At 37.7% G+C, this 24,777-nt stretch carries 29 protein-coding genes; all 29 read left to right on the top strand.

Going from position 1 to position 24,777, the window contains the following annotated elements; all coding sequences use genetic code 11:
- Positions 1 to 35 precede the first annotated feature (35 nt).
- The 29 genes from OE105_RS05720 to frr all read left to right on the top strand — a co-directional run bounded on the left by OE105_RS05720 (position 36) and on the right by frr (position 24,702).
- On the top strand, positions 36 to 1,544 hold the full coding sequence (locus OE105_RS05720; protein WP_275421786.1) for a flagellar hook-length control protein FliK: 1,509 nt from the start codon (positions 36 to 38) through the stop codon (positions 1,542 to 1,544).
- 3 nt (positions 1,545 to 1,547) lie between these two features.
- On the top strand, positions 1,548 to 2,192 hold the full coding sequence (gene flgD, locus OE105_RS05715) for a flagellar hook assembly protein FlgD (RefSeq protein WP_275421785.1): 645 nt from the start codon (positions 1,548 to 1,550) through the stop codon (positions 2,190 to 2,192).
- Between the two features lie 31 nt (positions 2,193 to 2,223).
- Entirely contained in the window at positions 2,224 to 2,610 is a 387-nt protein-coding gene (locus OE105_RS05710) for a TIGR02530 family flagellar biosynthesis protein (RefSeq protein WP_275421784.1), read from the top strand.
- Between the two features lie 74 nt (positions 2,611 to 2,684).
- A complete protein-coding gene (locus OE105_RS05705; protein WP_275421783.1) occupies positions 2,685 to 3,941 on the top strand; it encodes a flagellar hook protein FlgE in 1,257 nt (418 codons plus the stop codon).
- A 111-nt stretch (positions 3,942 to 4,052) separates the two neighbouring features.
- The gene (locus tag OE105_RS05700; RefSeq protein WP_275421782.1) at positions 4,053 to 4,271 is read left to right on the top strand and encodes a flagellar FlbD family protein; all 219 of its coding nucleotides are present in this window, start codon (positions 4,053 to 4,055) and stop codon (positions 4,269 to 4,271) included.
- Positions 4,264 to 4,683, top strand: a complete 420-nt coding sequence (fliL, locus tag OE105_RS05695) for a flagellar basal body-associated protein FliL (RefSeq protein ID WP_275421781.1) — start codon at positions 4,264 to 4,266, stop codon at positions 4,681 to 4,683. Before OE105_RS05700 ends, fliL begins: the two co-directional genes overlap by 8 nt.
- Positions 4,684 to 4,740: 57 nt before the next feature.
- Positions 4,741 to 5,742, top strand: a complete 1,002-nt coding sequence (gene fliM / locus OE105_RS05690) for a flagellar motor switch protein FliM (RefSeq protein ID WP_275421780.1) — start codon at positions 4,741 to 4,743, stop codon at positions 5,740 to 5,742.
- Complete coding sequence (fliY, locus tag OE105_RS05685) at positions 5,732 to 6,880, top strand: flagellar motor switch phosphatase FliY (protein ID WP_275421779.1); 1,149 nt, start codon at positions 5,732 to 5,734, stop codon at positions 6,878 to 6,880. The genes fliM and fliY overlap by 11 nt, the downstream gene beginning before the upstream one ends.
- A 16-nt stretch (positions 6,881 to 6,896) precedes the next feature.
- Entirely contained in the window at positions 6,897 to 7,262 is a 366-nt protein-coding gene (locus tag OE105_RS05680) for a response regulator (RefSeq protein ID WP_275421778.1), read from the top strand.
- A 90-nt stretch (positions 7,263 to 7,352) separates the two neighbouring features.
- Positions 7,353 to 8,021 carry a flagellar biosynthetic protein FliO gene (locus tag OE105_RS05675; protein WP_275421775.1) on the top strand — a complete coding sequence of 223 codons (669 nt, stop codon included), beginning with the start codon at positions 7,353 to 7,355 and terminating at the stop codon, positions 8,019 to 8,021.
- Positions 8,014 to 8,679, top strand: a complete 666-nt coding sequence (gene fliP, locus OE105_RS05670) for a flagellar type III secretion system pore protein FliP (RefSeq protein WP_275421774.1) — start codon at positions 8,014 to 8,016, stop codon at positions 8,677 to 8,679. Before OE105_RS05675 ends, fliP begins: the two co-directional genes overlap by 8 nt.
- Before the next feature lie 13 nt (positions 8,680 to 8,692).
- Complete coding sequence (fliQ, locus tag OE105_RS05665) at positions 8,693 to 8,962, top strand: flagellar biosynthesis protein FliQ (protein ID WP_275421773.1); 270 nt, start codon at positions 8,693 to 8,695, stop codon at positions 8,960 to 8,962.
- A gap of 7 nt (positions 8,963 to 8,969) precedes the next feature.
- Positions 8,970 to 9,746 carry a flagellar biosynthetic protein FliR gene (gene fliR, locus OE105_RS05660; protein WP_275421772.1) on the top strand — a complete coding sequence of 259 codons (777 nt, stop codon included), beginning with the start codon at positions 8,970 to 8,972 and terminating at the stop codon, positions 9,744 to 9,746.
- 12 nt (positions 9,747 to 9,758) lie between these two features.
- Positions 9,759 to 10,835 carry a flagellar biosynthesis protein FlhB gene (gene flhB / locus OE105_RS05655; protein WP_275421771.1) on the top strand — a complete coding sequence of 359 codons (1,077 nt, stop codon included), beginning with the start codon at positions 9,759 to 9,761 and terminating at the stop codon, positions 10,833 to 10,835.
- A gap of 51 nt (positions 10,836 to 10,886) precedes the next feature.
- On the top strand, positions 10,887 to 12,923 hold the full coding sequence (gene flhA / locus OE105_RS05650; protein WP_275421770.1) for a flagellar biosynthesis protein FlhA: 2,037 nt from the start codon (positions 10,887 to 10,889) through the stop codon (positions 12,921 to 12,923).
- Positions 12,920 to 14,044 carry a flagellar biosynthesis GTPase FlhF gene (gene flhF / locus OE105_RS05645; RefSeq protein WP_275421768.1) on the top strand — a complete coding sequence of 375 codons (1,125 nt, stop codon included), beginning with the start codon at positions 12,920 to 12,922 and terminating at the stop codon, positions 14,042 to 14,044. The genes flhA and flhF overlap by 4 nt, the downstream gene beginning before the upstream one ends.
- Positions 14,041 to 14,901 carry a MinD/ParA family protein gene (locus OE105_RS05640; protein ID WP_275421767.1) on the top strand — a complete coding sequence of 287 codons (861 nt, stop codon included), beginning with the start codon at positions 14,041 to 14,043 and terminating at the stop codon, positions 14,899 to 14,901. Before flhF ends, OE105_RS05640 begins: the two co-directional genes overlap by 4 nt.
- A 7-nt stretch (positions 14,902 to 14,908) precedes the next feature.
- Positions 14,909 to 15,973, top strand: coding sequence for a protein-glutamate methylesterase/protein-glutamine glutaminase (locus OE105_RS05635; protein ID WP_275421766.1), 1,065 nt, complete (start codon positions 14,909 to 14,911; stop codon positions 15,971 to 15,973).
- Between the two features lie 5 nt (positions 15,974 to 15,978).
- Complete coding sequence (locus OE105_RS05630; RefSeq protein WP_275421765.1) at positions 15,979 to 18,015, top strand: chemotaxis protein CheA; 2,037 nt, start codon at positions 15,979 to 15,981, stop codon at positions 18,013 to 18,015.
- A gap of 23 nt (positions 18,016 to 18,038) precedes the next feature.
- Positions 18,039 to 18,479: a chemotaxis protein CheW gene (locus tag OE105_RS05625; RefSeq protein ID WP_275421764.1), complete on the top strand. Its 441-nt coding sequence runs from the start codon at positions 18,039 to 18,041 to the stop codon at positions 18,477 to 18,479.
- Between the two features lie 34 nt (positions 18,480 to 18,513).
- Complete coding sequence (locus tag OE105_RS05620; RefSeq protein ID WP_275422107.1) at positions 18,514 to 19,137, top strand: chemotaxis protein CheC; 624 nt, start codon at positions 18,514 to 18,516, stop codon at positions 19,135 to 19,137.
- Positions 19,137 to 19,634 carry a chemotaxis protein CheD gene (locus OE105_RS05615; protein WP_275421762.1) on the top strand — a complete coding sequence of 166 codons (498 nt, stop codon included), beginning with the start codon at positions 19,137 to 19,139 and terminating at the stop codon, positions 19,632 to 19,634. Before OE105_RS05620 ends, OE105_RS05615 begins: the two co-directional genes overlap by 1 nt.
- Positions 19,635 to 19,757: 123 nt before the next feature.
- Positions 19,758 to 20,492, top strand: coding sequence for a FliA/WhiG family RNA polymerase sigma factor (locus tag OE105_RS05610; RefSeq protein ID WP_420842589.1), 735 nt, complete (start codon positions 19,758 to 19,760; stop codon positions 20,490 to 20,492).
- 26 nt (positions 20,493 to 20,518) lie between these two features.
- On the top strand, positions 20,519 to 20,827 hold the full coding sequence (locus OE105_RS05605) for a hypothetical protein (RefSeq protein ID WP_275421761.1): 309 nt from the start codon (positions 20,519 to 20,521) through the stop codon (positions 20,825 to 20,827).
- A gap of 10 nt (positions 20,828 to 20,837) precedes the next feature.
- Positions 20,838 to 21,386 carry a hypothetical protein gene (locus OE105_RS05600; RefSeq protein ID WP_275421760.1) on the top strand — a complete coding sequence of 183 codons (549 nt, stop codon included), beginning with the start codon at positions 20,838 to 20,840 and terminating at the stop codon, positions 21,384 to 21,386.
- A 186-nt stretch (positions 21,387 to 21,572) separates the two neighbouring features.
- Entirely contained in the window at positions 21,573 to 22,298 is a 726-nt protein-coding gene (rpsB, locus tag OE105_RS05595) for a 30S ribosomal protein S2 (RefSeq protein ID WP_275421759.1), read from the top strand.
- Between the two features lie 99 nt (positions 22,299 to 22,397).
- Complete coding sequence (gene tsf, locus OE105_RS05590; protein ID WP_275421758.1) at positions 22,398 to 23,279, top strand: translation elongation factor Ts; 882 nt, start codon at positions 22,398 to 22,400, stop codon at positions 23,277 to 23,279.
- A gap of 141 nt (positions 23,280 to 23,420) precedes the next feature.
- Complete coding sequence (pyrH, locus tag OE105_RS05585; RefSeq protein ID WP_275421757.1) at positions 23,421 to 24,167, top strand: UMP kinase; 747 nt, start codon at positions 23,421 to 23,423, stop codon at positions 24,165 to 24,167.
- Positions 24,145 to 24,702 (top strand): ribosome recycling factor, encoded by a 558-nt coding sequence (gene frr / locus OE105_RS05580; RefSeq protein ID WP_275421756.1) that lies wholly within the window; start codon positions 24,145 to 24,147, stop codon positions 24,700 to 24,702. The genes pyrH and frr overlap by 23 nt, the downstream gene beginning before the upstream one ends.
- Positions 24,703 to 24,777: the final 75 nt, after the last annotated feature.

Below are 24,777 nucleotides of genomic sequence, written 5' to 3'. Positions count from 1 at the left end.
TATCTTATTTCGATCCTTTGAAAGGAGGTGAAATCATGCAAATCGGACCGATTGAAAGCTTCATGAACTTTGGTAAAGAACAACTTGTTCAAGGACAAATTAAAGATGAAAAAGGAAACAGTGATTTTCACAACGTATTGACAAGATTGACAAGTGGAAACGGGCAAGATGTAGTTGAGACGAGCGATTTGGAAGAAGCCAAATGGAAAACTACATCCTTTGTTAAGGACTTCCTTCCTTCAGTAGGGCCCCTTCTCACCGATGAAGATGCTTTACTAACGGATCAAGAGGATCTCAACTCGATCTCTATTGAGGATATTAAAACAGTATTAAAAAACCTCATTTCGGCTCTTTCTTCTGAAATGGATGAAGATGATCAGGTGAAATTAACTGAATTGCAATCATTCGTCAAAGATATGAATGAAGAGAATTTAGATTGGTCATTGATTGGAGTTTTCAATGTTTTAAATCAGTTGATGAGTTCCTTTCCATCGACTGAAAAATTTAAAGCCAATGTCGTTCCTCTTTTGAAAATGGCTGGCCAAATGATTCGTTATCAAACGATGGAACAGAAACAGTTGGATCCAGAATCCTTTCGTGTTCTTGAGACGTTTATCCAAAAGAATGGGTTTGATTTGGATTTACAATCTGTTTACTCTAGATGGAATGGGGGCGACGGGACGAAGGAAAGAAATATCGTTTTCCCATTTCCTTTAGGGCAGGATCGCTTTCAAGTGGCACAAATAAAAAATTATGTAGCGAATCACTCAAATCAAGATGGGATTTCCAAACAAGGATTAGCCGGTGGACAAGATCAAATTAAACTCAATACATCCCCACCCCTTCCGCAACAAAATGACGACAGCCAATTTTTGAATGAGAAAAATGAAAAAAATACGGATTTTTTCCAAATCAGTCAACAATTAGGTCGTTCAGGGAAGGGGAAAACCGATGAACCAATTTTAAATCGAATGGCAAGTTCTGTGACAACTTTCGAAGGAGAGGAAAAGATTCTAAACGATAAAAAAGCAGAAGGATCCTTTTCAGTTGTTAATAAAATTCAGTCCCTTCAGCAAACGGGCCATCCGGAAACGTTAAAATTAATCGATCGTGATCAACAACCGGTTTCCTATAAGCAATTTGAAAAGGAATTTGCATCGATCCTTTCCCGTGGTAATTTCATTAAAAACGGAAATGTCCAGCGCCTTACGGTGAAATTACATCCAGAACATCTCGGAGAATTGAAAATCGAGCTCGTTCAAAAACAAGGAGAAATCATTGCAAAAATTATTTCTTCTACGGATCGAGCAAAAGAATTATTAGAAACCCAACTGTCCTCATTACGCCATGCTTTTGTTCAACAAAATATCAATGTTACTCGCATTGATATGCAAACAGAAGGGGCATTTGATGGGTTTGAAGATCAGGAACAATCCTTCTACGGATCTGGGGGATACTCAAACGATCGAAACGAAGATGGGGAAAAAAACGAAGACTCAAAGGAAATGACCTTTCAAGAAGCGTTATTTAATATGGAAATATAGGTGATGAAAATGTCGAATATAATCGATACGAATCTTTTCTTATCTTCCGTACAACAAGATAAACGGACGCCCACAAATACGATCGGGAAGGACACATTTTTAAAATTATTGATGGCCCAACTACAAAATCAAGATCCGTTAAATCCTTTAGAAGATAAAGATTTTATTGCACAAATGGCAACTTTTACATCGGTAGAACAATTAATGGATATGAAAGAATCCCTCAATTCTCTTTTGCAAGCTGAAAAAAATGATCAACAAGTGAACTACTTACAACTTATAGGAAAGGAAGTTCTTTGGCATAAAGTTTCGTACAACGAGGAAAAGGAACCAATCATTGAAGAAGGAAAAGGGGTTATTTCAACCATTTCATTTGCTGAAGATACACCACGCTTTTATCTGGAAGATGGCACGGAACTGTCCCCAAGTAATGTCTCGGAAGTGCACAATGACTCTTATGAACAGACAATCGTTCAAGCTAGTTATTTAATTGGAAAACAAGTCAGTTGGAAAAAGGATGGAATAGAAGCATCGGGGACTGTCCAATCGGTTATTCGAAAAGATGGAGCGATTTATTTCCAATTAGACGATGAAGATCGTACTGTACTTAGTCCAGAAGACATTATTTCTGTCACAAATCAGCCGTAAAAGGATAGATTTCACATAAAGGAATGGTCATATGCATATTCAAAAGTCCTTTATTCCACCAGTAGGTTTTCAAAAATCAAGTAAAACGGCTATAGAACATCGAAATGTTTCAAGTTTTACTCATCATTTAAAGGAAGCAGTTGAAAAATACGATCGCTCTTTAGTCATTAGTAAACATGCAAAGGAGCGCATCCAACAGCGGGATATAAAAATTTCTGAGGCCAATTGGAATAAAATTTCCGAAAAGGTCAAAGAGGCTAAGGAAATGGGTGTAAATGAATCCCTCGTGTTGTTAAAAGATGCGGCGTTGATTGTTAGTGCGAAAAATGAAACGGTCATTACTGCTATGAACCGTCAGGAAGCGACGAAACAAATCTTTACAAATATAAATGGTACGATTATTATTGATGAATCGTAGGCTGGACCGGATAGGAAAGCCTTGCTGTGGACCGACTGAAGCAGCAAATAAAACGATGAAAGGAGAAATGGGATATGTTACGATCCATGTATTCTGGCATAAGTGGGCTAAAAAGTTTTCAAACGAAACTTGATGTAATCGGAAATAATATTGCCAATGTGAACACATATGGGTTTAAAAAGGGTCGGGTTACTTTTAAAGATGCGATGAGTCAAACGATCTCCGGTGCTGTTGCCGCCCAAGGAAACCGGGGAGGAATGAATCCGAAACAAGTTGGATTAGGTACGGAAATTGCCACAATCGACTCGATTCATACGGAGGCGAGTATGCAATCCACCGGTCGTTCCTTAGACTTGGCCATTAACGGAGACGGATATTTTGTCTTTAAAGATGGAGATCAATATTTGTTTTCAAGGGCAGGAAATTTATATTTAGATGAATTTGGAACGATGGTAAACGCAGATGGTTACAAAGTACAAGCCTTTGATATGGACGGGAATTTGGGCGATGTTATCGTGAACGTCAACGCTACGTTGCCAGCTGTAGCAACCCAAAGTATCGGGATTTCTGGGAATTTATCCAGTAATGCTGTTGACGGATTTGTCTATTCCCAACAATTTGAAGTAGTGGATTCCAATGGGAAGACGAATCGAATTGATATTTATTTTGAAAAAGCAAATGGGAACGAGTGGACCGTTTATTTTACGAATCCAGATACATTTGATTCAACAACAGATCCACACATGGTCATCCAATATGATGGGAATGGGAATATCACTCAAGTGATTTCGATGACTGATAACGGTTCAGGAACTTTGACTTCTTCTACAAATACATTTAATCCAGGAGATTCGGTTTCTGTTACACAAGCGATTACTGTTGATGGAAATAATGTCAATTATTCATTAAATTTAGATCAATTAACATTCCAACAAGGTTCAAATGATGCAACCATTTTACCCGACGGAAATACGGAAGGTCAGTTGTTAAGCTTTAATATCGGTCCAACTGGTGAAATAAACGGCATTTATTCCAACGGGCTTATTGCCACCCTCGGCTATTTAGCCGTTGCCAAATTTAGTAATCCTTCCGGGTTACAAAGTGTGGGAGGAAATTTATTCCAATCATCCGTTAACTCTGGGGCTGCCAATATCGGTTATGCTGGTGACGGTCGCGGCTCAATCTTATCGGAAAGACTCGAAATGTCCAATGTGGATTTATCAGAAGAATTTACAGAAATGATCGTCGCCCAAAGGGGATTTCAAGCGAACACGCGGATTATAACGACAAGCGATGAAATTTTACAAGAATTGGTGAATTTGAAACGTTAATGAATAATGAAAGGAACCAGAGGGAGACACTCTCCCCTTGGTTTCTCCTTTTTGAATCAATCCTAAATATTCCGTTTTAAGGAGGGGAAGGGGAATATCTGCCCCCGAAACATGATTCAATTAACGAAATTAAACGGAAAAAAATTTTATTTAAATGCTCTCTACATCGAAACGGTAGAATCCTTTCCTGATACGACCATTACGTTAACGAATGGGAAAAAAATTGTCGTGAAGGAAAAGGAACAGACAGTAATTGATTTATCAAAAGATTTTTATAAAGATATTCAAGTGCTTGGTCGTCACGAAAAGGGGGCGCTTTTCCATGAATAAATCGTTTCAAGTCTTTCTTTTTTCTACAATGTCCATATTATTAGTCGCTGCTGCCATTTATATTTTTTTCTTGTCAGAGAAACCGAAGGCAAACGATGAGCCGACAGTAGAGGAAATTCTTGAACTTTCCGTCGATATACCTGAAATCACGACCAATTTAAGTAGTGATCATTACATAAACATCGCTTTTAAAATTCAAACCGATAGAAAAGATGCAAAAAAAGAATTGGAAAAACGAGAATTTCAAGTGAACAACATCATTATTAAACATTTATCCTCATTGGAAGCGAAGGATATTCTTACTACCGAAGGAAAAATTCAACTGGAACAAAGTATTAAAGAAAAAATTAATGCCATATTGCAAAATGGAAAAGTGGAACAAGTATACATAACATCCTGCATTATTCAATAGTTTAAACAGGTTTCTCCATTCCTGTGATCAAAAATGGAAGTGTGGAGGTGACTCAATTTGTCCTCGGGTGAAATTTTGTCGCAAAGTGAAATTGATGCACTTCTTTCTGCCATTTCAACAGGGGAAGTAAGTGCTGAAGAGATTAAAAAGGAAGAAGAACAGAGGAAAATAAAAACATATGATTTTAAACGGGCGCTACGGTTTTCCAAAGAACAAATTCGAAGTTTAACGAGAATTCATGAAAATTTCGCCCGGTTATTGACGACTTTCTTTTCTGCAAAGTTGCGTACATATGTACAAATCAATGTAGCTAGTGCAGACCAAATTCCGTACGAAGAATTTATCCGTTCAATACCGAAAATGACCATTTTGTATTTATATGAAGTTCCTCCTTTAGATGGTAGAATGTTAATTGAAATCAATCCGAATATTGCCTATTCGATGCTCGATCGGGTGCTGGGCGGTACTGGTACGAGTGTGAATAAGATTGATCAGTTAACAGATATAGAAACGAAAATTATGAATAATTTATTTGAGAAAGCCTTTGAACAGTTAAGTGAAGCATGGGAAACAATCGCTCAAATCGATCCTGTTTTAAAAGGTTTTGAAGTCAATCCACAATTTTTACAAATGGTTTCACCAAATGAAACGGTTGTTGTTATATCATTAAATACGACAATTGGTGAAACGAGCGGAATGATCAACATATGTATTCCTCATATTTTATTAGAACCGATCATTCCAAAGTTATCTGTTAGCTATTGGATGCAAACGGAAAAAAAGGAAACAAAACCTGAAAATATCTCTGCTTTAAAGGGAAAAGTGAAAGAATCTGAACTAGAGATTATTTGTGAACTCGGTCAATCGGAAATCACTGTAGAGGAATTTTTAAATTTATCCGTCGGTGATAGTATTGAATTGAATAACAGGATTGATGAACCGGTCGTTGTAAAAGTTGGTCATATTCCGAAATTTTTCGGTCAACTCGGAAAAAGAAATAAACGGTTGGCTGTGCAAATCCTAGATGTCATTAAGGAGGGAGAAAAGGATGAAGAGTGATGGTTTACTCTCCCAAGAAGAAATCGATGCACTACTGAATGGAGATACAACTGAATCGAATGAAAAAATGTCTCATTCATCCGATAAATTATTGACGGAAGTGGAACAGGATGCCCTTGGTGAAATAGGGAATATTTCCTTTGGCAATTCAGCGACCGCCCTTTCCACATTGTTAAATCAAAAAGTGGAAATTACGACACCAAGTGTTTCAATTATTCGGAAAGAAAATTTGGAAAGAGAATTTCCTCATCCATATGTTGCTGTTGTCGTTAATTATACCGCCGGTTTTGGTGGATCAAATTTACTCGTCATTAATCAACGGGATGCTAGTATTATCGCCGATTTAATGCTCGGTGGTTCAGGTGAAGATGTTAGTGAAGAGATTAATGAATTGCAAATGAGTGCCATCCAAGAAGCGATGAACCAAATGATGGGTTCTGCTGCAACGAGTATGTCGACGATCTTTGATAAGCGGGTGGAAATATCACCACCAATTATTGATATATTGAATATTCCAGAAAAGGAGGGAATTGATAAAATTCCTGAAGATGATCCGATTGTGAAAATCGGCTTTAAACTGACGGTCGGTAATTTAATCAATTCTACAATTATGCAATTATTACCGATTCGATTTGCAAAATCCATGGTTACTCATTTAATAAACAAACCTGAACCAAAAGAAGAACATCGTGATCGACAATTTGAATCGATGGATCACGATGGATTAGAGATCGAAGAACAATATTTGGAGGAATCCAACCAATCGATGAAAACATCATCTTCATTAACGAAAAAAGAAAAACCAAAAGAAAAAAAGAAAATCCAACCTGCTGTATTTCAAGATTTCCAAGAAGTTATTAAGGAAGAAGGGAGCGAACCCCGTAACTTACAAATGTTATTTGATATTCCGTTGCAAGTTACGGTTGAATTAGGAAGAACGAAAAAGGTCGTTAAGGATATACTCGATTTATCACCAGGTTCCATAATTGAACTGGATAAACTTGCGGGAGAACCGGTGGATATTCTCGTAAACAATCGGTTGATCGCCAAAGGAGAAGTGGTGGTCATTGAAGAAAATTTTGGAGTTCGAGTAACGGAAATATTAAGCAAATCTGAAAGAATGAAAAGAATGAAATGAATTTGGGGGAGTTAAGATGTCACACAAAATTTTAGTTGTTGATGATGCGGCATTTATGAGAATGATGATCAAAGACATTTTAGTTAAAAATGGATACCAAGTGGTCGGAGAAGCCCAAGACGGAAAACAGGCTGTAGAAAAATTCAAAGAATTAAACCCAGATTTAGTCACGATGGATATTACAATGCCAGAGATGGATGGCATTGAAGCTCTGAAAAAAATCCGTGAAATCGATCCAAATGCGAAAATTATCATGTGTTCTGCAATGGGTCAACAAGCGATGGTGATCGATGCGATTCAGGCAGGTGCTAAAGATTTTATCGTAAAACCATTTCAAGCGGATCGCGTGATTGAAGCGATTAAAAAGACCCTCGGCTCATAAGAAGTTGATGGATTAAATGGGTATTTTTAATCGTTTTGGAAAAATAAACGGACAGGCCTTTTCATAGTAAGGTGGTGACAACATACCGTTGTGAAACAAAAATTAATGTTTATCTTAATGCCCGTTCTTTTATCATCCTTTCTATCATTCTTTTTAACTATTGAAGTGTTTGCCCAATCGGAATCAAATACTTCGGTTTCCGATTGGATTCAACAGCAAGGTGATTCTGTTGAAAATGGAGATGTGGAGAAAAGGCCTTCCGATTCGGATTCGGATGATCATCGCGTTGGGATCGGTGTTTGGGATGTGATTAAATCGATTTTTGCCCTCGTTTTTGTTTTATTTCTTCTCGTGATCGTTTTAAGGTGGTTGCAGAGGAAAAATGGACAAATTCCTCCATCCCAAATTATCCGACCCATCGCGGGAATGAATTTGGGCGGAAACCGTTCAATTCAAATCGTAAAAATTGGAGATAAGCTTTATATGATTGGTGTTGGAGAAAACATTGAGTTGTTAAAGGAAATCGATGAAAGATCGGAAATCGAAGGGATATTAAAAATGAGTAGCGATGAAGCAATCCCTTTATATAAAAATAAAGATCTTTTCAAAAATTTGCTGAATCGGTTCAATCATACCTTTCAGAAACAAAATACGAGCTCTTCCTTTAAGCAGGAAATGGAGAATCAATTTGATCGAATATTGAAAGAACGAAAGGAAGCAATGAAGGGCAAAGTGGAGAGAGGAATAAACGATGAATGAATTTATGTCATTTTTCAATAGCAGTGATCCTGGGACGGTATCAACCGCTATCAAACTATTGATTTTATTGACGGTTCTATCCGTCGCTCCTGCTATATTAATTTTACTCACTTCCTTTACACGAATCGTAATCGTCTTATCCTTTGTCCGTACGAGTTTGGCGACTCAACAGATGCCACCAAATCAAGTAATCATCGGGATTGCACTATTCATGACATTTTTTATCATGTCTCCGGTCTTTTACGAAGTAAATGAAGAAGCATTACAGCCGTTGTTCAATGATGAAATTAACTTGGAAGAAGCCTATCATCGAGCCAGTGTGCCCTTTAAGGAATTTATGAGTAAGTATACGAGGCAAAAGGATTTGGCACTATTTTTAGATTATGCGGATGCTGAACCGCCTACTTCAGTGGAAGACATACCACTATCGGCACTTGTTCCTGCCTTTGCAATAAGCGAATTGAAGACAGCCTTTCAAATTGGATTTATGATTTTTCTTCCATTTTTAGTGATCGATATGGTTGTCGCCAGTGTTCTTATGTCAATGGGTATGATGATGCTGCCACCTGTTATGATTTCATTGCCGTTTAAAATATTATTGTTCGTATTAGTTGATGGTTGGTATTTGGTCGTCCAATCGCTATTACAAAGTTTTTAAGAGGGTGTAACGTATGACAACGGAGACGGTCATTAAAATGGCAGAGCAGGGAGTGTATACGACATTACTCGTAGCAGGTCCCCTTTTGTTATTAGCTTTAGTTGTTGGTTTAATAGTAAGCATTTTTCAGGCGACGACACAAATTCAAGAACAAACGTTAGCTTTTATTCCGAAAATTATTGCCGTGCTAATCGGAGTCGTTATTTTTGCCCCGTGGATGATTAGTCGGATGGTTCAATACGCATCGAACATATTTTCAAATTTAACGAGATTTATAGGTTGATTGAACAATGGAAAATATGTTAAATATATTTCCAATCTTTTTGCTCGTTCTTGTCCGAATCGTGTCCTTTTTCATAATGATTCCGATATTTTCTTACAGATCCGTACCGATTCGATTCAAAATCGGGCTAGCTGCATTTTTGGCGCTCATTCTTTCCTTATCCATGGAGGCAAAACCGATCGAAATTGACGGGCTATTTTTATTCCTAGCGATTAAGGAAGCTTTAGTCGGATTGGTTTTAGGATTAATCGGCTATATCGTCATGTCAGCTGTTCAAGTTGCTGGAGGATTCATCGATTTTCAAATGGGTTTTGCCATCGCCAATGTGATCGACCCTCAAACTGGTGCCCAAAGTCCGATTATCGGGCAATATTTATATATATTTGCATTGCTATTTTTACTTTCGATCGATGGTCACCATTTATTGATCGATGGTATTTTCCATAGCTACGATTTTATTCCTTTGGAGGAGCCTTTTTTAGCCTTTGGCGAGGAAAATACAATCATTTTAATCATGAAAACCTTTGCTGCCATGTTTATGATTGCCTTTCAAATTTCATTGCCAATTGTGGCTAGTTTATTTTTAGTCGATGTCGCCCTCGGTATCGTGGCTCGCACGGTTCCTCAAATGAATGTGTTTGTCGTTGGACTTCCTGTGAAAATCTTGGTTAGTTTTCTTTTAATGTTTTTTGTAATGGGGACGATGATTTTGGCAATGAAACATATTTTTGAACTCTTGCTATATTCGATGAGAGATTTTATGTTCCTTCTGGGGCAAGGTTAGGAGAGACGGGCTTTGCTTTCGATCGATTTACAGTTTTTTGCTGGCGAAAAGACGGAAAAGGCGACACCGAAGAAACGTCAAGATGTAAGGAAAAAGGGGCAGACGGCTAAGAGCCAAGAAATTAATACTGCTTTCGTCTTACTGGCAGTGTTTTTTTCCTTATTTCTTTTCGGTTCATTCATTTTAGGACATTTTCTCGATATTTTTCGAGAGACATTTAACAATTTTATGTTTCAAGAAGTAACAGAACTGACCATCCGAACTATTACATATAAAATTATCATTGAAATCATGAAGGTTCTTGCACCTGTAATGCTCGCTGCAATAGTGGCGGCTTTAGTTGCAAATTATATTCAAGTCGGATTTTTATTTTCATCCGATCCGTTGAAAATGAAGTTGGAACGTTTGGACCCAATCAAAGGGGCAAAACGAATCTTTTCGTTACGCGCCATTGTTGAGTTATTGAAATCGATATTAAAAATATCGTTTGTAGGGGTAATTGCTTTTGCTTTTTTGTGGATGAATATGCCAGATATTTTGCGATTGATTCATCAAACGACGGGAAATAGTTTAGTAATCATCGCTACGATTACAGGAAAAATGGGTTTATTTTCAGGAATTGCTTTACTTTTTCTTGCTATTTTTGACTATATTTATCAACGCTATGATTTTGAAAAAAATATCCGAATGTCAAAACAGGATATTAAAGACGAATTAAAAAATATCGAAGGGGACCCACTTATTAAATCAAAGATTAAACAAAAGCAACGGGAAATGGCGATGCGTCGAATGATGCAGGAGGTTCCAAAGGCAGATGTGGTCATTACGAACCCGACCCACTATGCCGTTGCTATAAAATATGATGAAACGTTAGCGGATGCCCCCATTGTTGTTGCAAAAGGTGTCGATTTTGTGGCACAAAAAATTATTTACATTGCAAAGGAAAACGATGTCTACACTGTAGAAAATCGTCCATTAGCTCGCGCCCTTTATGCGCAAGTGGAAATCGGCGATGCGATCCCAGAGGAGTTTTTTAAAGCAGTGGCTGAAATTTTAGCTTACGTTTATCGTTTACGTAACAAAGTATAAAATATTATGATTTTTCCAGAAGATTAGATCGAATGGTTAGGGGAGAAAGGAATGTCACCGAGAGATTTATCCGTAGTTTTTGGCGTTATTTTAATCATTATTATGTTAATTATTCCACTAGAACCGTGGCTTTTAAGCATATTGATCATCACCAATATCGCTTTAGCATTGCTCGTTTTGTTAGCGGCGATGAATATGCATGAAGCGTTGGAATTCTCTGTTTTTCCTTCTCTCTTATTATTATTAACATTATATCGCCTCGGATTGAATGTTTCGACAACTCGATCGATTTTAAGTGAAGGAACGGCAGGAAGTGTTGTAGAAACCTTTGGAACATTCGTAGTCGGTGGAAATGTTTTAGTCGGTTTAGTCGTCTTTTTAATATTAATTATTATTCAATTCGTCGTCATTACGAAAGGAGCAGAGCGGGTTGCAGAAGTAGCTGCCCGATTTACGTTAGATGCGATGCCCGGAAAGCAAATGAGCATCGATGCGGATTTAAATGCAGGGATGATTTCGGAACAAGAAGCGAAAATCCGTAGAGAAAAAATTGGCCGTGAAGCTGACTTCTATGGAGCGATGGATGGAGCTAGTAAATTTGTAAAAGGGGATGCTATTGCAGGGATTGTTATCGTTTTAATTAACCTTATATTTGGAATGATAATCGGCATGGTGCAGGAAGGTTTGTCCTTTGCAGAAGCGGCGAATAAATATTCTTTGTTAACGGTTGGCGATGGCATCGTCAGCCAGTTGCCTGCATTGTTGATTTCCACTGCAACTGCCATTATCGTCACCCGTGCAGCTTCAGAGGATAATCTCGGTCACGATGTAACGAACCAACTTTTCGCTTTTCCGAAAATGTTATATGTGGCTGGGGGAACGATTTTTCTATTAGGTTTGTTTACACCAATCGAGTCGATTTTAACGGTGCCAATATCTGCTTTGTTATTTATTGGTGGGTATGTAATGACGAGGGAAGATCAGGTTCCGATTGAAAAGGAGATCCAAGCTCAAGAAGAAGCCGCTGGCGAGGAATTGCGGAAACAGGAAAATGTCGTCCAATTATTAAATATAGATCCGATTGAATTTGAATTTGGTTACGGGTTGATTCCTTTAGCGGATACGAATCAAGGCGGAGATTTGCTCGATCGTGTTGTCATGATTCGTCGACAATTGGCGATTGAACTTGGTTTTATCATTCCGGTTGTTCGGATTCGTGACAATATTCAACTGGCTCCTAATGAATACCGGATAAAAATTAAGGGGAATGAAGTTGGTCGAGGAGAAGTTCTATTGGATCATTACTTAGCGATGGTTTCTGGCGAAGATAGCCCTGATATTGTCGGAATTGATACGGTCGAACCTGCTTTTGGCATTCCAGCAAAATGGATCAATGAAGAAATGAAAGAGAAGGCGGAGCTAGCAGGATATACCGTCGTTGACCCTCCATCAGTCGTAAGCACCCATTTAACGGAAGTGTTGAAGGCTTTCGCTTATCAATTGCTCGGAAGGGAAGAAACGAAACAATTGATCGATCATTTAAAGGAATCTTATCCAATATTAGTGGAAGAAGTGACCCCAAATCCCCTTTCAGTAGGAGATGTGCAAAAAGTATTGGCGAATTTATTGAAAGAACGGGTGTCGATACGAAATTTGCCGGTCATTTTTGAAACGTTGGCGGATTTTGGTAAAGTAACGACCGATCCGAATATTTTAACCGAATATGTTAGACAAGCTTTATCGAGTCAAATCACTCACCAATATGTTTCAGATCAACAAATGTTAAAAGTGATTACCTTATCTGGAAAAGTTGAAAAAACGATCGCCGATTCCATTCAACAAACGGAACATGGAAATTACATATCTTTGGATCCAACGACAACCCAGTTGATTATTGAAAGATTGGCTAAAGAAATTGAAAAAATGATGAGTCGAAATGAAACACCGATCGTTTTATGTTCACCAGGAATCCGGATGTACGTTAAGGATTTGACAGAAAGGCATTTTCCGCAAGTTCCAATTTTATCGTATAACGAATTGGAACCTAGTATTGAAGTTCAAAGTGTTGGGGTGGTGAATATCGATTGAAGGTAAAAAAATATACTGCTCCGAATATGCAGGAGGCGATGAAACAAATTCGGTCCGAATTAGGCCGAGATGCCATCATCCTAAATTCGAGGGAAATTCACAAAGGAGGGTTGTTACGTTTTTTTCGAAAAAAAAGAATTGAAGTGATTGCAGCAATAGATAAGGAACGTCCAATTTCTCGGAATATCCATAAACAAGAACTGTCTACATACAATCATTCGAAACAAATAACAGGTTTCCAAACGAAAAGGGAGGAAGAAAACCTTTTAAAAGAGATTGCATCGATCAAAAACATGGTTGCAACAATCGCCGATGAAAACAAGGATTTCGGAAATGTTCCACCTCCTTTTCGTCCGTTGATGGGCAGGCTGTCACAGCAGAGAATCGATCAGAGGTTATTGGACGAATTATCGGATTTTCTTTTAGAAAAATATTATGAACATAATAAAAATGTAACGGATGTCGAAGGGAAAAAGTATGCAAAACAATTTTTTTCAAAAAAATTACAACCCTATTCCTTTGGAGGGATGAGTTTTCAGAAAAAGATGGTAATGTGTTTAGGTCCAACGGGTGTCGGAAAGACGACTACATTGGCAAAATTAGCTGCCCATGCAAAATTGGATTTACAAAAATCAATCGCATTTATTACGACGGATACATATCGGATCGGCGCTGTGGAACAATTGAAAACCTATGCCAAAATACTCGATGTTCCTTTGGAAGTATGTTATACATCCAAAGATTTTCAAAGGGCAGTTCATCGATTCCAGACGTATGATATGACCTTCATCGATACAGCCGGAAGAAATTTTCGTTACTCTAAAAATGTTCAAGAATTAGACCGCATCATCGATTCCACAAGGGATATGGAAACCTATTTAGTGTTTTCATTAACGGCAAAAGAGGATGATATGTCCGCGATTTACGAGCAATTTTCTAACGTAGCGATCGATAAATTAATTTTTACAAAATTAGATGAAACGGATCATTATGGTTCGTTGATCAACATCCCATTAAAATATAAAAAGGGAGTTGCCTATATAACAACTGGACAAGATGTTCCCGATGATATTATGGAAGGGACGATTCAGACAATTGTCAATCGGATTGTTGGTGAATGAAGATGCATGACCAAGCGGAAAAACTTAGACAACGTTTGAGGAAACAAATAAGTGGAAAATATGCCCAAACAATCGCAATCATTAGTGGAAAGGGAGGGGTTGGGAAATCGAATATTTCGTTAAATTTTTCCATTTCCCTCGCCAAATCAGGAAAAAGAGTATTATTATTTGATTTAGATATCGGTATGGGGAATATCGATTTATTAACGGGTATGACAGCGAAAAAGAATTTGAGTCATTTTTTCAATGATAATTTATCTTTAGAACAAATTATCGAACGCGGACCAGAAGGGATCTTTTATATCGCAGGTGGTACCGGTTTAAATCAGTTAATCATGTTAAATGAACAACGTTTGGCTGCTTTTTTAAGGGAAATTCAGCGGATTACATATGAATATGATTATTTTATTTTCGATTTAGGTGCAGGCATGACGAAAGATACGGTACATTTTTTAACGTCAGTCGACCATATTATAACGATTGTTACACCTGAACCGACGTCAATCATGGATGCATATTCATCCATTAAATATATATTAAGTATAAAAAGGGAAGCGACGATTTATCTCCTTGGAAATCGGATTCATTCAACGAAGGAACGAAAGGAAACAGTCGATCGACTGTCGACGGTTATCCAGCATTTTCTCCATAAACGAGTTGAGATTATCGGTACGATTCCGGAAGATCATACCGTCATGACGGCAGTAAAAAAACAAACACCGATTCTAATCCTTGCACCGAAATCCCCCGCTGCAAAATCGATCGAAAAGGTAGCAAATTACTTTTTGAAAACGGAAATTAAAAATGAGCCGAAGCAATTTGTGGAAAAACTAAAATCGTTTCTTCTAAGAAAGTAGGATGCAAATGACTCGAATTAAAGTTTTAGTTGTAGATGATTCGTTGTTTATGAGGAAATTAATATCCAATTTATTGAACGAGGACGATCGAATCGAGGTAATTGCAACAGCATCCAATGGGAAAGAGGCATTAAAGAAAATCCAAACATTCAAACCGGATGTCGTTACCCTCGATGTGGAAATGCCGGTACTCAACGGTTTAGAAACATTGGATATCATTATGAAAGAAACCCCTTTACCTGTCATTATGCTTTCGAATACAACAACGGAAGGGGCAGAAAATACGATTCGAGCGATTCAAATGGGAGCGTTCGATTTTGTTCCGAAACCATCCGGTACGATTTCTTTAGATATACATAAAGTAAAAGAAGAATTAATCGCTAAGATTATTAAAGCGAAAGCAATCAATTTACAATTATATCAATTACCCAACGAGATGAAACAAACGGATGTAAAAGAAAAGGAAAAGGGACAAATCATTAAAAAATCCCGGAAAAAGAAAATCGTTTTAATTGGTACGTCTACAGGAGGGCCGAGGGCATTACAAGAAGTTTTAATGCGAATTCCGAAAAACATTCATGCCCCAATACTAATCGTCCAACATATGCCGGCAAAATTTACAAAATCGTTAGCGAATCGACTTGATCATATAAGTGAGATTACTGTAAAAGAAGCGGAAAACGGCGATATTTTACGAAATGGAGTAGCTTATTTGGCTCCAGGTGGCTTTCACTTGGAAATTAAAAAACTTGGAAAAACATTAACGGCAGAAATAACCGATCTTCCTCCGGTAAACGGCCATCGACCATCCGTCGATCAATTATTTTATTCTGCGGCGAAATTGAAGGAAGTAGACATTATCGCGGTGATATTAACAGGGATGGGTTCTGATGGGACAAAAGGATTAAAAAAATTAAAGCAGCAGACGAAAACATATGCCATTGCAGAATCAAAAGAAACGGCGGTTATTTTTGGTATGCCGAAATCGGCGATTCAAACGGGACTCGTCGATCAAATTGGTCCGATTGATCAAATTGCTAGTTTCATAACAAATAAAGTAAATTTGGGGTGAAAAAGATGGAAATGAATCAGTATTTAGAAGTTTTCATCGAAGAAAGCAGGGAACATTTACAAAACTGTAATGAACAATTACTTCAGTTGGAAAAGAATCCAGAAAATATAACAATTGTCAATGAAATATTTCGTTCGGCCCATACGTTAAAAGGGATGTCTGCTACGATGGGTTATGAAGATATGGCAAACTTGACCCATCAAATGGAAAATGTTCTCGACGGAATTCGAAATGGAAAATTCGATGTATCTTCAGATTTAATCGATTTGATCTTTATCGCCATCGACCAATTGGAAGCCATGGTCGAGTCCATTGCATCCGGAGGAGACGGCAGTGCAGATGTGCAGGAGACGGTGGAAAAACTAAAATTCTTTGGAACGGAAGGATCCTTACCTCCACAGAGCGATTCAAAAAAAGAAAAGGTCACATCTGACATAAATGAAACGAGTTCCTCTCTGAAATTAACATATGATACATATGAAATGACCGTTTTAGAACAATCCTTTGAACAAGGCTACATTGCATATGAATTAACGGTATCACTACGCCCGGATTGTTTATTAAAATCGGCAAGGGTGTATATGGTTTTTAATGTTTTAGAAAAATTAGGCGACATAATTAAATCAAACCCACCGGTTGAACAACTTGAAGAAGAGCAATTTGATCTCCAATTTACAATGACCGTGATTACCAACGAATCAAAGGAAGATATCGTAAAGAAAATTATGAAAGTATCTGAGATTGACAACGTTCATGTCGTGCCAATCCAGTTGGAGGACCTTCAAAACAAACAAAAGTCTACCGGAGAAACTCATCCCAAAAAGGAAGATACGAATCAAAAGAAGGATACCGAACCTAAAGAACAAGTACAACAAAAAAATAAAAGGGGAAATTTACATAAAACGATTCGAGTTAATATTAATCGCCTTGATGAATTGATGAATTTATTTGAAGAATTAGTGATCGATCGAGGCAGGTTAGAACAAATCAGTAAAGATATTAATCACCCTGAGTTGACGGATACCGTGGAAAAAATGTCGAGAGTTTCTAGTAATTTGCAATCGATTATTTTAACGATGCGAATGGTTCCGGTCGAGTCTGTGTTCAATCGTTTTCCAAAAATGGTTCGCCAATTGTCAAGGGAATTACATAAGAAAATCAACTTGCAAATTATCGGTCAAGAAACGGAATTGGATCGGACTGTAATCGACCAAATTGGTGATCCAATTGTACATTTACTACGAAATTCCATCGATCACGGTATCGAAATGCCGGAAGAACGGAGGAAAAAAGGGAAACCGGAAGAAGGGTCCATCGAGCTTAAGGCATATCATAGTGGAAATCATGTTTTTATTGAAATTATAGATGATGGTGCTGGAATTAATCGGGAAAAGGTTTTGGAAAAAGCGATCCGGAAAGGAGTTGTTTCTGAAGAAAAAGCAGATCGATTGACGGATAAGGAAGTTTATGATTTAATCTTTTCTTCCGGTTTTTCGACGGCGGAAAAAATTACAGATATATCCGGTCGAGGCGTTGGCTTGGATGTTGTGAAAAATACGATCGAATCCTTGGGGGGTTCAATCACTGTTCAATCAGAACGTGATAAAGGGACCCGGTTTACCATTCAATTACCGCTTACGTTAACGATTATTTCTGTTATGCTCGTGGAAATTAAACAGGAAAAATATGCTATACCACTTACATCGATTATAGAAACGGCTATTATCAAACGCTCGGAAATTCAATACGCCCATGAACAACCTGTGATTGATTTTCGGGGGAAAGTTGTACCACTTATATTTTTAAAGGATGTTTTCCAAGTTCCAGGAGAAGAACTGGAGGATGACTTTTTATCGATCGTCATTGTCCGTAAAGGAGAAAAACTAGCTGCACTTGTTGTTGATTCCTTTATAGGACAACAAGAAATCGTATTGAAATCCCTAGGCAACTTTTTAACAAACGTTTTTGCCATCTCCGGTGCAACAATTCTCGGAAATGGACAAGTTGCATTGATTATCGATTGTAATGCCTTAATTAAATAGAAGGTTGAAAGGAGTCAGTTCCCATGATCGACAATACTAATGACACGCTTTCGAAAATTGTCGCTTTTTCCATTAATGATAAGGAATACGGTGTCGATGTTCAGTATGTTGTTTCGATTGAAAAAATCATGCCGATTACACGGGTTCCAAATGTCCCGTCCTACATAAAAGGGGTTATTAATTTACGGGGAATCATTATTCCGATCATCGATTTACGAACTCGATTTCAAATCGAGGAAAAACCTTATGATGAGCATACTCGAATCGTTATCATTAAAATAAAAGATAAACAAGTTGGTTTTATCGTCGATGAAGCCCATGATGTAATCCAAATAAGTGAAGGAAATGTAGAAGCACAACCGGATATTATCGGTTCGGAAAAAAAGGAGTATATCGATGGGATCATAAAAATTGAAGACAGGCTCCTCATGCTTTTAAACATCGAACAAATCATGAATGTGTAACAAAACAAAAGGGATGAAGGTGGCATGTACATTTATGTTTAATCAAATGCAGTTAGATATATTAAAAGAAATTGGAAATATAGGTGCGGGAAATGCTTCTACAGCCCTTTCCCAACTGTTAAACAAAAAAATCGAAATGAACGTTCCGATGGTTCGTATTTTATCCTTTGACGAGATGATGGAACTATACGGTAGCGCAGATAAAAAAGTCGCATCCATATTTTTACAGTTTTCTGGGGATTTAACTGGAAATATGTTTTTCGTTTTGTCGGTGGAAAAGGCATCTACATTTATCCAACAATTACCTGGATTGGATCAATGCTCATTCGTTCTACCACCGTATTCTGAAATGGCCATTTCCGCTTTTCAGGAATTAGGAAACATTGTGGCCAGTTCTTATTTAACAGCTTTGTCGGAATTTTTACGCTTATCTATCATTCCATCCGTTCCTGCTGTTAGTATCGATATGTTTGGGGCTATAATTACGTATGGTTTGATTGAAATTTCTAAAGTTAGTGATCATGCAATCGTGATCGATGCGGAAATAAAAGATCCCTTTTCCAAAGATAAAAACGGCTTCATTAAAGGTCATTTTCTTTTACTTCCAGATCCGGATTCATTTCAAAAAATCTTTTCTTCATTAGGGGTCAATCAATAATGATAGAGAACGGAAAAACGATTAAAGTCGGTATTGCAGACATGAAAATTGCAAAGGCCCCAGATAAATTACGTACGGCTGGATTGGGTTCATGTGTCGGTATTATTCTTTATGACTTACATAAGAAAACAGCAGGAATGGCACATATTATGCTTCCGGACTCCACTTTAGCTCGAGGGAAAACGATCCATATGGCAAAATACGCCGATACTGCTGTAGAAACATTGATTCGGAAATTAGAAGAAGTCGGCGTAAGAAAAGTAACCTTAAGGGCGAAAATTGCAGGTGGTGCACAGATGTTTCAGACCGCTTCGAAAAGCGAAATTATGCGAATTGGACCGAGAAATGTGGAAGCGGTCAAAAAACAATTGGAAAAATACCGAATTCCAATTATTGCAGAAGATACGGGAGGATCAAACGGACGGACGATCGAGTTTAATCCAGAAAATGGTGTTTTAACGATTCGAACCGTTAACCTAGGGATTAAGGAGATTTGATGTGAACTCCGTTTCCCTTGAAAATGCTACACCTTTTCTTGGCAAAGGAGGGGAAATATGCCTTTTTCTATACATTCCGATCAGCAATCGATGGCTTTTGATCAAAATGAAGGCAACAAGTCGATGGATGATCAACGATTATTTAAAAATTGGCTAGAAAAACGGGATGAGTATTCCGCCAATCTCCTCGTTAAAAAATATGTTCCTTTAGTGAATATTATCGTAGATAAAATTCAGCGGACACTTCCGAAGTCCGTTAGTAAAGATGAGTTGTTCAGTCTCGGTTTATTCGGTTTATATGAGGCACTTGAAAAATACGACCCTGAACGTCAATTAAAATTTGAAACGTATGCATCCTTTCGAATCCGTGGTTCCATTTTAGATGGATTACGTAAAGAGGATTGGCTGCCAAGAAAAACGAGGGAGAAAACGAAAAAAATTGAACATATTGTAGCGAGTTTAGAACAGAAATTTTTACGAAACGTAACGGTTCAAGAAGTAGCAAAAGAAGCAGGTTTATCCGAAAAAGAAGTGTCCGAACTATTGGAAGATAGTTATTTTGCGAACGTGTTATCCATCGATGACCATAACCAGGATCACGAAGAGGAAATGCCATCCTATGTGATTCGAGATGAACAAATGAAAACACCGGAAGAAGAATTAATCTATTCAGAAAACGTTCAGGAATTGGCAAATGCGATTACTAAACTTTCCAAGAAGGAACAATACGTGTTAAGCTTATTATATCAAGAGGAATTAACGTTTACAGAAATTGGACAAATTCTCAATTTATCTACATCTCGAATTTCACAAATCCATCGAAAGGCGATCTCGAAATTGAAACATTTACTACGTTAAGTCGTATATAAAAGGCGGGATTTTCGATGAGTTTGAAAAATGTTGAAATGCAAATTGCTATTCCAAAAACTGTGGATGCAGGAAAAATTCAGCATGACCAAAATAATCGAGCACTTATTATGAATGCACAAACTCATATATCCGTTGAAAAAAATGAAGAACGAAAGCGAAAAACCGTTTCTAAAAATCATGAAACGAACAATTTGAAACTAAAAAAAGATGGACGAGGAAACAATCAGTCTTCTTTTTCCGAAAGGGAAATTGAACAACAACAAAATGCTAAGGAAGAGGAAATGCACCCCTTTAAAGGTAAATTTATCGATTACAAAGGATGATTAATGGAAGATGATGGACTTTTTAATGGTTGTGAACTTCATTCTTGTTATTTTCGCTTTTTTTTTAATAATCCTTTTATTTTTAAGGCAAAATCGCTATCACGATTTGGAAAAAAAGTTTGAACGATTAAATCGGGAAATGGAAGAGATGATTTCTTCCTTTCTTATAGAAATGAAAGAAGAAAACGATCAATTTCTAGGGAAATTACGACAATTAAAAAAACAACAACAACCTTTCGATGGTAGAAAAGAAGAAGGAAAATATGAAAAACATATAGGAAACGAACGTAAAGAACTCGAAGAAGATAATGAAAGTAAGGAAAAAAAATCGTCTTCAAAACAAGCTAGCCCTCCTGTTCACGATGAAAGTGTCCAAACGATTAAAGAACATGATCGCTTACTTAATGACGTTAAACAATTATTAGAATCCGGGTATACTGTTGAAGAAATTGCAAAACAACTAAAAAAAGGAAAAACAGAAATCGAACTGTTAATCAAGTTTACCCCTTCACTTTTCAAAATTGCTGAAGCAGCTTCCCGAGAAAAAAGGGAAGCATAGAATTTAGAAAAAAGGAAAAAATTTTTTATAACCTCACCGGTCCTTCTTGATTTGTATCCCCTGTTTATGTTATAGTATTTCGTGGTGTGAATACACACGCCTGTGGATTTAAGCGGGGGTGCCGTCAAGCGGTCCTGTTTAAAGGGGAAACGGGCGGAGGAAAAACCAAGTATAGGAGGAAACTGAATGTCTGTTATATCCATGAAACAATTATTGGAAGCCGGTGTCCATTTCGGTCACCAAACGCGCCGTTGGAATCCGAAAATGAAAAAATACATTTTTACGGAACGAAACGGTATTTACATTATCGACTTACAAAAAACGGTTAAAAAAGTCGAAGAAGCGTACAACTTTATGAAACAATTAGCTGCTGACGGTGGCAAAGTTTTATTCGTGGGTACGAAAAAACAAGCTCAAGAATCCGTAAAAGCAGAAGCAGAACGCGTAGGTATGTACTATGTGAACCATCGTTGGTTAGGTGGTACTTTAACGAACTTTGCGACGATACAAAAACGTGTTCAACATTTGAAAGAAATTGAAAAAATGGCTGAAGATGGTACGTTCGACGTATTGCCGAAAAAAGAAGTCGTCGGTTTGAAAAAGGAAAAGGAAAAACTTGAAAAATTCCTCGGCGGCATAAAAGAAATGAATCAACTTCCGGATTGTTTATTTGTCATCGATCCACGGAAAGAACGGATTGCGGTTCAAGAAGCCCGCAAATTAAATATTCCGATCGTCGGTATTGTCGACACGAATTGTGATCCTGACGAAATCGATTATGTGATTCCAGCAAACGATGATGCCATCCGTGCTGTAAAACTTTTAACGGGTAAAATGGCTGATGCGATTATGGAAGCGAACCAAGGTGAAGAAGTAAACGAAACGGTCGAAGAAATGGTTGAAGCCGAGTAAGGGATAAAAGTAGGTGATAAGCGGGAAGCCCTTATCACCTTTTTTTCAGAAAGAATTCGGATGTGTGATTAAAAAGTGACTTTAAGGAGGAGTACATTTATGGCGATTACAGCCCAAATGGTAAAGGAATTACGTGAAAAAACCGGTGCTGGTCTGATGGATTGTAAAAAAGCGTTAACGGAAACAAACGGTGATATGGAAAAAGCGATCGATTATTTACGGGAAAAAGGTATTGCTAAAGCTGCGAAGAAAGCGGATCGAATTGCAGCCGAAGGAACCACTTTTATTTTGACAGAAGGCAATGATGCCGTTATTTTAGAAGTCAATTCAGAAACAGACTTTGTTGCGAAAAACGATTCTTTTATAAATCTCGTAAAAGATCTTTCTTCCCATCTTTTAAAGGCGAAACCATCAAGCGTCGATGAAGCATTGAAACAAACGATGGATAACGGATCTATCGTTTCAGAATTTATCAATGCTGCTATTGCAAAAATCGGTGAAAAAATCACATTGCGTCGTTTTGAAATTGTGACGAAAACGGATAACGATGTGTTCGGAGCCTATTTGCATATGGGTGGTCGCATTTCTGTATTAACCGTTTTGGAAGGTACGACAGATGAAACGGTTGCAAAAGATGTTGCCATGCATGCGGCTGCTTTAAACCCGAAATACGTATCAAGGGATGACGTCCCTCAAGAAGAAATTAACCATGAACGTGAAGTTTTAAAACAACAAGCTTTAAATGAAGGAAAACCAGAAAATATTGTTGAAAAAATAGTAGAAGGCCGCCTCGGTAAATTTTTTGAAGAAATTTGCTTGCTAGAACAAAATTTTGTAAAAGATTCGGATATGAAAGTAAAACAATATGTCAAATCCCATAACGCTACATTAAAAACATTTATTCGTTATGAAGTAGGGGAAGGGTTAGAAAAACGACAAGACAACTTCGCTGAAGAAGTCATGAACCAAGTGAAAAATTAATGATTGAGAAAGGTTGACATGTGGATATCGATTCGGTAACCACATCAATGTCAACCTTTTTTAAAAGATGGACTAATAAACGTGCATTGATGCAAAACCGATCATCATATATCATTTACAAATAGAGTGACGGGGGTTCCTATGACGAAACCAAAATACAAACGAGTCGTTTTAAAGTTAAGCGGTGAGGCTTTAGCAGGAGAACAAGGATACGGAATCAATCCGAAAATTATTAAATCGATTGCTGGTCAAATTAAGGAAGTTGCCGAAATGGGTGTGGAAGTAGCAGTGGTCGTCGGTGGAGGAAATATTTGGCGTGGAAAAGTCGGTAGTGAAATGGGAATGGATCGGGCGACTGCTGATTACATGGGGATGTTAGCAACCGTAATGAACTCCCTCGCATTGCAAGACAGTCTTGAACAACTCGGTATTGGAACGCGGGTTCAAACATCGATTGAAATGCGCCAAGTAGCTGAACCATACATACGCCGAAGGGCCATTCGCCATTTGGAGAAAAAACGGGTCGTTATTTTTGCTGGAGGCACTGGAAATCCATATTTCTCAACAGATACGACTGCTGCGCTACGAGCTGCGGAAATTGAAGCTGAAGTCATTTTAATGGCGAAAAACAATGTGGATGGAGTGTATACAGCAGATCCTCTAAAGGATAAATCGGCAAAAAAATTCGATGAACTATCCTTTTTAGATGTCATTAAAGATGGATTACAAGTAATGGATTCGACAGCTTCATCATTATGTATGGACAATGATATACCTCTTATTGTATTCTCAATAATGGAAGAAGGAAATATTAAAAAAGTTGTGCTCGGTGAAAATATCGGAACTGTTGTGAGGGGGAAAACCAATGACAAAGCAAGTAATCGATAATGCGAAAAATAAAATGCAAAAAGCCATTCAAGCTTTTTCCCGCGAATTGACGACCATTCGCGCAGGGCGTGCAAATGCATCTTTGTTAGATAAAATTACGGTCGATTATTACGGGGTGCCTACGCCGATCAATCAGTTGGCCTCCATATCTGTCCCGGAAGCTCGCATGCTCGTGATTCAACCGTACGATAAATCGATTGTCGGTGAAGTGGAAAAAGCGATTTTGAAATCGGATTTAGGTTTGAATCCGACAAACGACGGATCGTTACTTCGAATCGTTATCCCGCCGCTAACGGAAGAGCGTCGAAAAGAATTAGTTAAAATTGTGAAAAAGGAATCTGAAGAGGCGAAAGTGGCGGTTCGAAATATTCGACGAGATGCCAATGAAGAGTTGAAAAAATTAGAAAAAAATGGTGAAATAACGGAAGACGATTTGCGAAGGTTTACTGATGAAGTTCAAACGATTACAAACGATCATATTGGGAAAATCGATCAATTGATGAAGGAGAAAGAAAAGGAGATATTGGAAGTCTAATTAATCGACCCATAAATCCTTTATGCGCCCCTGTTTCATAGGGGCTTTTTCTTTCTAATAACGAACTTATTCCCA

It is taken from the genome of Fervidibacillus halotolerans, from assembly GCF_026547205.1.
Taxonomy (GTDB): domain Bacteria; phylum Bacillota; class Bacilli; order Bacillales; family Caldibacillaceae; genus Fervidibacillus; species Fervidibacillus halotolerans.
The sequence above is the reverse complement of the archived record's forward strand: the minus strand, read 5'-3'. Positions and strand labels throughout refer to the sequence as shown.